The organism is Nitrospirota bacterium (assembly GCA_037386965.1).
Classification (GTDB): domain Bacteria; phylum Nitrospirota; class Thermodesulfovibrionia; order Thermodesulfovibrionales; family JdFR-86; genus JARRLN01.
In genome coordinates, this window is the sequence record JARRLN010000094.1 from 1 (window position 1) to 7,734 (window position 7,734).

A 7,734-nucleotide genomic window follows, 5' to 3' on the forward strand; every position below is an offset into this window, starting at 1 on the left:
GCCAAGAGCCTCCTTGCAAAGGGGGCCAAGGGGCAGAAGCTCCTCTGGGGGAGCAGCAGCACCAAGGACCCCGCCTACAGCGACATCAAGTACGTGCAGGAGCTCATAGCCCCCGATACGGTAAACACGATGCCCGAGACGACGATGGACGCCTTCCGGGACCACGGCACGGTGCGCGTCTTCATAGAGGACGACCTGGACAGGGCCCGCGCCCTGCACACCGACCTCGGCTCCGTGGGCATCGACATGGAGGAGGTCTGCCGGGAGCTGGAGCAGGAAGGCGTCAAGAAGTTCTCCGACAGCTACTTCGCCCTTCTGGAGTTCATCGGGCAGAAGAAGAAGGCCTTTGCCCGCTAGAAAGGAGGCCCCATGCAGATAGGAATGGTCGGACTGGGCAAGATGGGCTATAACATGTGCCTCCGCATGAAGGACGAGCACGAGGTGGTGGCCTATAACCGCTCCCCGGGCAAGGTGGACCGGATAAAGGAAGAGGGGGTCGAGGGAGCCTACTCCCTGGAGGAGATGGTCCAGAAGCTCAAAAGGCCCAGGACCGTCTGGGTCATGGTGCCCGCGGGCAAGCCCGTGGAGGAGAACCTCGCGGCCCTGAAGGGCCTTCTCGAGGAGAACGACGTCCTTGTGGAAGGCGGAAACAGCTTCTGGCGGGACGCCCTCCGGCAGTCCGATGACCTGGGGGAAAAGGGCATACACTTCATGGACGCGGGGGTAAGCGGCGGGGTGTGGGGCCTCAAGGTGGGCTACTGCCTCATGGTGGGGGGCAGGGAGGACGTCTTCAAGCGCATCGAGCCCCTCATCGAGACCCTGGCCCCCGAGGACGGCTACCTCTACTGCGGCCCGGTGGGCTCGGGGCACTTCGTCAAGATGGTCCATAACGGCATCGAGTACGCCCTCATGGAGGCCTACGGCGAGGGGTTCGAGATACTGAAGGCCTCCCCCTGGGGCGAGCAACTGGACCTGGCCGAGGTGGCCCGCATGTGGGGCCGCGGCAGCGTCATCCGCTCCTGGCTCCTGGAGCTGGCCGAGGCGGCCTTCCGCAGGGACCCCGGGCTCACCGAGATAAAGGGCTACGTGCGGGACTCCGGCGAAGGGCGCTGGACGGTGCAGCAGGCGGTGGAAAGCGCGGTGCCGGCCCCCGTCATAGCCACCTCCCTGTTTCAGCGGTTCCGCTCCCGGCAGGAGGACTCCTTCGCCAACAAGCTCCTGGCGGCCCTGAGGTGGGAGTTCGGCGGCCACGCGTTCAAGAAGGAGGAGGAGTAGCGCCCCATGGCTGACAAAAAGGTGGAGATGGCCAGGTGCAAGGTCCTGGAGGAGGCGGTCAAGAGGGAGGGGGGTTGCGAGATGCAAGTGCCCACGCCCTTCTGCCTGGTCATCTTCGGGGCCTCCGGAGACCTGACGAGCCGGAAGATCATCCCCTCGGCCTACAGGCTTTTCGCCAAGGGGCTTCTGCCGGAGCGTTTCTGCATCATAGGGACGGCCCGCTCCGGGATGTCCGACCAGGACTTCCGGGCAGATATGAAAAGCGCGGTGTCCCGGGCCTTCCCCGACGAGTTCAGCGAGCACACCTGGGAGGACTTCGCCGGCCGGCTGCACTACGTCCCGCTGGAAAGTTACAGCGACGCGGCGTCCCACAAGGCCCTGGGCGGCAAGCTCGGCCCCCTGGAGGAGAAGCACCAGAGCGGAGGAAACCGCATCCTTTACCTGGCCGTGCCGCCTCAGACCTACGAACCCATCATTCAGGCCGTGGGCGCGGCGGGCCTGTCCAGGGAGGAGAAGGGCTATACGCACGTCATCGTGGAGAAGCCCTTCGGGCGGGACCTGCTGAGCGCCTGCCGCCTGAACGACGTGCTGGGGGCGTCATTCGACGAGCGGCAGATCTACCGCATGGACCACTACCTGGCGAAGGAGACCGTCCAGAACATCCTCATGTTCCGTTTCGCCAACGCCATCTTCGAGCCCATCTGGAACCGCCGGTACATCGACCACGTGCAGATTACCGTGGCCGAGTCCGGCGGCGTGGGCCACAGGGCGGGGTACTACGAAAAGTCCGGCGTCCTCCGCGACATGTTCCAGAACCACCTGTTCCAGCTCACGGCCCTGACGGCCATGGAGCCCCCGCCGCTGTTTGCGGCCGACAGGGTCCAGGACGACAAGGTCAAGGTGTTCCGAGCCGTGAGGCCCTTCCCCCTTGACAGGCTCGAAGACGTCCTGGTGGTGGGACAGTACGCCCGCGGCCGGATGGACGGCAAGGAGGTCCCCGCCTACCGGGAGGAAGAGCGGGTCGACCCGGAGTCCCGCACGTCCACCTTCGCCGCCATGAAGCTCTTCATCGACAACTGGCGCTGGCAGGGGGTTCCCTTCTATCTGCGCTCGGGCAAGCGCATGGCGCTCAGGAAGGCCGAGATAGCCATCAACTTCAAGATGGTTCCCCACTTCATGTTCTCAAACGTGGTGGAGGAGGCCATAGAGGCCAACGAGCTGGTCCTCCGGGTGCAGCCCGACGAGGGCCTGAACCTCACCTTCCAGGCCAAGCGTCCGGGGACCAAGGTCTGCCTGGGCTCCGTGATGATGGACTTCGCCTACCCCAGTGTTTTCGGCCTGGAGGCCTACGAGCGCATCCTCCTGGACTGCATGCAGGGGGACCAGATGCTCTTCGTCCGGGAGGACGCCGTAGAGCACACCTGGGCCCTTCTGACCCCGGTGCTGGAGAGGGTCGAGTCCCAGGAGCCCTCTGTCTTTCCGCTTTTCCGGTACGAGTCCGGCTCGGCGGGCCCGCCGGAGGCCGACGAGCTGTTGAGGCGGGACGGACGGGCGTGGCGCGCCCTCTGATATACGTCTTTCCGGACCGGGAGGCCCTGAGCCGGAAGGCCGCCGGCCTCTTCGCGGGCTGGGCGGAAAAGGCCATCAAAGAGAAGGGAAGCTTCTCCGTGGCCCTCTCGGGAGGCTCCACGCCCCTGAGGCTCTACTCCCTCCTTGCCGGGGAAGAGTACGGCGAGCGGGTCCCCTGGCGGAGGGTCCATGTCTTCTTCGGCGACGAGCGCGCGGTGGGCCCCGAGAGCGGGCAGAGCAACTTCAAGCACGCCCAGGACAGGCTCCTCAGCGTCGTGCCTGCCGACGTCCACAGAATAGAGGGGGAGAGGGACCCCAGGGAGGCGGCGGAGCGTTACGAGCACGTCCTCAGGGAGCACCTGCTCGAAGCGGGCCGCCTGGACCTCGTCCTCCTCGGAGCGGGCGAGGACGGCCACACGGCAAGCCTTTTCCCCGCGTCGCGCACCCTTCAGGAGGAAGAACGCCTCGTCCTGCCCGTCTACGACGTGGAGCTGCCCCGCGTCACCATGACCCTGCCGGTCATAAACGGAGCCGCCCGGGTGCTCTTCCTTGTGGCCGGGCGCGCCAAGGCCGACATCGTCTACGACATCCTGGAGACCGAAGACCTCCGGAGAAAGTATCCCGCCGGGCTGGTGGAGCCCCGGGACGGCGAGCTCGTCTGGCTCCTGGACGGGGAGGCGGCTGCAAAGCTCAGGCGCACCGACACCCGCACGACGTAGGAGGACCCTCCGGCGGCGCTCCTTTACTTTTTCCTCAATGCGGAGGTGCTCACCTCCACCACCTCGTCCTCTATGTGCCCGGGCATGGTCATGTTCTTCATGAAGGCCCACCTGCCGGCGTCCTCGAAGTAGACCTTCATCCTGTACATCTCGTCCAGTATCTCCACCCGGGCCGTGCCCTCATGTGTGTAGAGGACCACCTCGATGGGAAAGGCCGCGGCGTGGTCCAGGCCGGGGCAGCGGAACGTGTCGTTCCGGCGTTTCTCCCCCGCTATCCCAAAGGCCTTGGCCTCCGTTGCGGACTTGGCAATGCCCACGATGGCGACCTCCCCCGCGTCTACCTCGTAGACCTTCTTCCAGCCCAGGGTGTTTTTCTCGATGGATTCGTTGACGCCCCGGAGGGCATCCTCCAGGGCTCCTCCCTCGTAGATGGTCTGCACCTTATCGGCGAAGTCCCCGCCGCCCATGCCCCCCACGTGCCCCTCGGTGCGGAGCTGCCCTATCTGTACGCTGCTCTCGTGCCCCTCGAGGGCGGCCAGCGCCGTGGCGAGCTCCTCCATGACGCTCCGGGAAAGCCCGCTCTCCACGCCGTCGCCGAGGACGGTCCTGTTCAGGGAGGCCGGGTTCAGAAAGGCCACGTTTATTCCCGTTTCGTCCTCATAGACGGAAACGCGCAGGGGAAGGGCAAAGGCCGCCCGGGGGCCGTGGGCCAGGAGACTCCGGGCATAGTCCTCGGAATAAATGACCAGGGTGTGGGCCCTGAAGCCGCAGTCCTCCGGGACGCCGTTTTCGTAGGAGGCAAGCACCTCCCACCCGGCCTTCTTCAGGGCGTCCGCCGTCTCGGAGACGGCCCTGTCGAAGGGTCCGGAAAGGCCCTGCCGGGCCTTGACGAAAACCCCGTACTCCTGGGCCAGCGCGCCCGTCGCCAGGGCAAACAGGAAGAGAAGGGCCATGGCCAGCGCTTTTGTCCTCATGGTGACACCTCCTGGGTTTTATGGTTTAGAAACATCGAAACTGTGCCACTATGCCACACGGCGGCGGCTTTGTCAATATGGGCTCGAAAATAGTCAATTTATAATTAGGAGATTGACAAAAGACATAACTTTAGATTAAGAAAGAGACATGATGGCAAAGCCCCTCCCGGTGCTTCTTCTTGCCGCCTTTGTGGCCCTTGCCGCCCTTGTGCCCTGCACCGCCGGGAGCTTCCTGCCCGACACCCACACCTCCTCGCTCAGGACCTGCCACATGGAGGAGAGCCCGGCCGGCGGGGACGCCTCCAAGGCCTTCTTCGCCATCACCCAATCCGCGGCCTTTCGGCCGGGTGAGGGGTACCGCCCGGCCGCCCTGCCCCGGCTCGCGGAAGACCCCGGCTGGCTCCTTTCCCTGGGCGTGGACCGTCCTCCCCGCTCCTGAAGGCGCTCTTTCGGAGATGGGGCGCCCGTCCTCACCGGAGGGCGGGCTCGTGAGCACCCAGAGAAAAAAGGAGAAAGGAAGGACCGATGCAGAAGCGCAAGATGTCACGGCTCCTCTCCCCCGGGGGAATGTCCAGAAGAGAGCTCATCGGCACGGCGGGCAAGCTCACCGCCGGCATGGCCGTCCTGGCCGCCGGGGGCGTGGGCCTGGCCGGACGGGCGGGGGCCGAGGCCTCCTCCGACCCTCTTGAGGACAAGTGCACGGAGGCGGGCTTCACCCTGGCCGAAAGCTCCGAGAAGTACCCCTGGGGGTACAAGAAGATAGACCCCAACGTGGCCGCCGCCATAGCTTACGAGAACTGGTACAAGAACTTCTGCTGCTACGCCACCGCCAGCGGCATCCTCATCCCCCTGAAGGAGTCGGTGGGCGGGCCCTACAAGACCCTGCCCGTGGAGGCCTTCACCTTCGGGCACGGCGGCACGGTGGGATGGGGCACCCTCTGCGGCACCCTCCTGGGGGCCGGCCTCGCCTCCTCCTTCGCCGCAGGTAGGGACGGGGAAAAGATATTGAATGACGTCATCGCCTGGTACGGCGACACCGAGCTACCCACCTACAACCCCAAGAACCCCAAGCTCAAGGAGACCCCCCTCAGGAACAAGAGCAACTCTCCCCTCTGCCACATCTCCGTGGGCAAATGGATGCAGAAGACCGGCACCACCTTCGCCTCCCCCCAGCGGCGGGACCGCTGCGCGCGCCTGGCCGCCGACGTGGCCTTCAAGACCGCCACGCTGCTGAACGCCTGGGCCGACGGCACGTACGTCCCCGTGCACGGCTCCCAGGTCAAGGCCCACCAGATAACCGCGCAGAACAACTGCGCCGAGTGCCACAAGAAGTAACGCCGCCGCACAGCGGGCCTTCCTCCTTCAACCGGGGGGAGGCCCGCGCCTCTCACCCACAGAGCAACCCCGTGTAGTGTGATATGGATGACGGAAGCGCCCCTTCCCACAACTTAGAATACGTCAGCGGCGCACAAGCATAACTTACTTCGAGGAGGCTGCCGTGAGACGTCTGGCCGCACTGGGGTTGCCGGCTCTCCTTGCTCTGGTCCTCGTGGCCGGGGCATACGCCGGAAGCGGGTGGAAGGAGATAAACGCCCAGGAGCTCAAGGCCATGATGGACGGCGGGGACGTCATGGTCGTCTTTCCCCTGAGCCGCATCGAGTACGACAGCCTCCACATCAAGGGCTCCGTCAACATCCCCATGCACGCCCTCAAGAGAAAGCTCCCCCGGAGGAAGGACGCCAAGCTGGTCTTCTACGGCCTGGGCCGGAGGTCGCCGGCCTCTCTCGAGGCCGCCCGCCTGGCGGTGAAACTGGGATACACCAACGTCTACGCATTCCGCGCCGGGCTCCCCGGCTGGGTGGAGGCGGGCTACCCCACCGTCACCGTGAAGAAGCTCCCCCCGGCCGACGTGCGGGGCATATCCACGGAGGAGCTGAGCACGATGGTCGAAAACGGCGAGGACTTCGTCCTCCTGGACATACGCTTCAAGGCCCTCATCGAGCGTTACCGCATCGACTCCGCCCGGTGGGTCAATATCCCCCTGGACATGCTGATAAAGCGGCACAGGGAACTGCCCCGGGAAAAGAAGATAGTCATCATCGGGGAGACGGGCAGGCGCTCGGCCGTTGCCGCGCGGTACCTCATGTCCAAGGGCTTCGCCTCCGTCGTGCACGTGGAGGGGGGCGTACAGAAATGGATGAAGGACGGCTACCCCGTGCTCAAGGGCTCGTGAGCGGGGGGGCGGACGTCACAACCTGAAAGGAGAAGCCGGTGCTCGACAGGCTGAAGATATCCCAGAAAATGCTCCTCGGGTTCGGGCTCGTGCTCGGGCTTTTCGGCCTCATGTCCCTGATGAGCCTGCTGAGCCTGGGGCGGATAAAAGAGAAGGCGGGCTTCGTCCGGCAGAAGGCCTTCCGGGAGGTCATGGCCGTGGTCTCGGTGATAAACCTCTCGGAGAAGGCGCAGGCCGACATGTTCGTGGCCGCGGAGTCCGCCTCCAGCGCCTACCTCGACCGGGCCGAGAAGGCGCGCACGGACATGGCCAGGGAGATCGAGGCCCTCAAGAAGGAGCTTCCGGAGGACTCCGCCGTTCGCGCAAAGCTTGCCCCCTTCGAGACGGCGTTTGCCAAGAGTTACGGCCTGGGCAGCACGATGGTCGGCTACGCGGTGATGCAGGACGTCCTGGAGACCGTCTCGGCCCAGACCGCGTTCAAGGAATCCCTGAAAACCCTCAAGACGCGGGAGGCCGCCCTCAAGGACGCCTCCTTCCAGGCCCTCGGCGGGAGCCTGGAGAACATCGAGGGCCTCTCGCGCGGCACCGGGCGGGGCATCCTCGTGCTTGCCGCCCTGGGGGCACTACTTGGCTGCAGCGCGCCTCCCACGCCGTCGGCTGCACCGACAGCCACCACTACTGCCACTGCCGAGCCCGAGCGTTTGGCGTCCCCGAGCGCCAGTCCTACCGAGCCAGGGCCAGGGACTTTTCCAGGGAATGCCACCCTACTTCGGAATCGATCGTTGATCCAAGACCCGATCGGCTACAATCTGCAAGCGAATTCAGATTACCCAGGTTCGTCGACGGGTCGAAAGGTCTGGTGGAAGCTTGACTCTGGAAGGTGAAACTCCTTCTCACTTCCGAATCACCGGCAGGACCGACTGGACTTTGGGTACGGAGACTCGACCATGACCATCGATCTGGA

The 7,734-nt window shown here is 65.1% G+C and carries 9 protein-coding genes; 8 read left to right on the top strand and 1 reads right to left on the bottom strand.

Features of this window, described 5'->3' with window-relative positions; translation table 11 throughout:
• The 4 genes from P8Y39_11500 to pgl form a co-directional block, all read left to right on the top strand.
• The coding region (locus P8Y39_11500; protein MEJ2192944.1) for a transaldolase family protein at positions 1-357 on the top strand (357 nt) is incomplete at its 5' end.
• Between the two features lie 12 nt (positions 358-369).
• Positions 370-1,275 carry a decarboxylating 6-phosphogluconate dehydrogenase gene (gnd, locus tag P8Y39_11505; GenBank protein MEJ2192945.1) on the top strand — a complete coding sequence of 302 codons (906 nt, stop codon included), beginning with the start codon at positions 370-372 and terminating at the stop codon, positions 1,273-1,275.
• A gap of 6 nt (positions 1,276-1,281) precedes the next feature.
• Positions 1,282-2,844: a glucose-6-phosphate dehydrogenase gene (gene zwf / locus P8Y39_11510; GenBank protein ID MEJ2192946.1), complete on the top strand. Its 1,563-nt coding sequence runs from the start codon at positions 1,282-1,284 to the stop codon at positions 2,842-2,844.
• Complete coding sequence (gene pgl / locus P8Y39_11515; GenBank protein MEJ2192947.1) at positions 2,829-3,563, top strand: 6-phosphogluconolactonase; 735 nt, start codon at positions 2,829-2,831, stop codon at positions 3,561-3,563. The genes zwf and pgl overlap by 16 nt, the downstream gene beginning before the upstream one ends.
• Before the next feature lie 23 nt (positions 3,564-3,586).
• Here pgl and P8Y39_11520 read toward each other — a convergent pair whose 3' ends face one another.
• A complete protein-coding gene (locus tag P8Y39_11520; protein ID MEJ2192948.1) occupies positions 3,587-4,537 on the bottom strand; it encodes a DUF302 domain-containing protein in 951 nt (316 codons plus the stop codon).
• Positions 4,538-4,685: 148 nt separating this feature from the next.
• Here P8Y39_11520 and P8Y39_11525 point away from each other — a divergent pair, with 148 nt between their 5' ends.
• From P8Y39_11525 to P8Y39_11540, 4 genes are all read left to right on the top strand, one after another.
• Positions 4,686-4,976 carry a hypothetical protein gene (locus P8Y39_11525; GenBank protein ID MEJ2192949.1) on the top strand — a complete coding sequence of 97 codons (291 nt, stop codon included), beginning with the start codon at positions 4,686-4,688 and terminating at the stop codon, positions 4,974-4,976.
• Between the two features lie 86 nt (positions 4,977-5,062).
• A complete protein-coding gene (locus tag P8Y39_11530) occupies positions 5,063-5,872 on the top strand; it encodes a C-GCAxxG-C-C family (seleno)protein (GenBank protein ID MEJ2192950.1) in 810 nt (269 codons plus the stop codon).
• 163 nt (positions 5,873-6,035) lie between these two features.
• The gene (locus tag P8Y39_11535; GenBank protein ID MEJ2192951.1) at positions 6,036-6,770 is read left to right on the top strand and encodes a rhodanese-like domain-containing protein; all 735 of its coding nucleotides are present in this window, start codon (positions 6,036-6,038) and stop codon (positions 6,768-6,770) included.
• A gap of 38 nt (positions 6,771-6,808) precedes the next feature.
• Positions 6,809-7,654: a hypothetical protein gene (locus P8Y39_11540; GenBank protein MEJ2192952.1), complete on the top strand. Its 846-nt coding sequence runs from the start codon at positions 6,809-6,811 to the stop codon at positions 7,652-7,654.
• Positions 7,655-7,734 lie beyond the last annotated feature (80 nt).

What these genes read in the sequence shown, in the direction of transcription:
- gnd (MEJ2192945.1), top strand. Translation starts at nt 370, where the DNA reads ATGCAGATAGGAATGGTCGGACTGGGCAAGATGGGCTATAACATGTGC.
- P8Y39_11520 (MEJ2192948.1), bottom strand. Translation starts at nt 4,537, where the DNA reads ATGAGGACAAAAGCGCTGGCCATGGCCCTTCTCTTCCTGTTTGCCCTG.
- P8Y39_11530 (MEJ2192950.1), top strand. Translation starts at nt 5,063, where the DNA reads ATGCAGAAGCGCAAGATGTCACGGCTCCTCTCCCCCGGGGGAATGTCC.
- P8Y39_11525 (MEJ2192949.1), top strand. Translation starts at nt 4,686, where the DNA reads ATGATGGCAAAGCCCCTCCCGGTGCTTCTTCTTGCCGCCTTTGTGGCC.
- zwf (MEJ2192946.1), top strand. Translation starts at nt 1,282, where the DNA reads ATGGCTGACAAAAAGGTGGAGATGGCCAGGTGCAAGGTCCTGGAGGAG.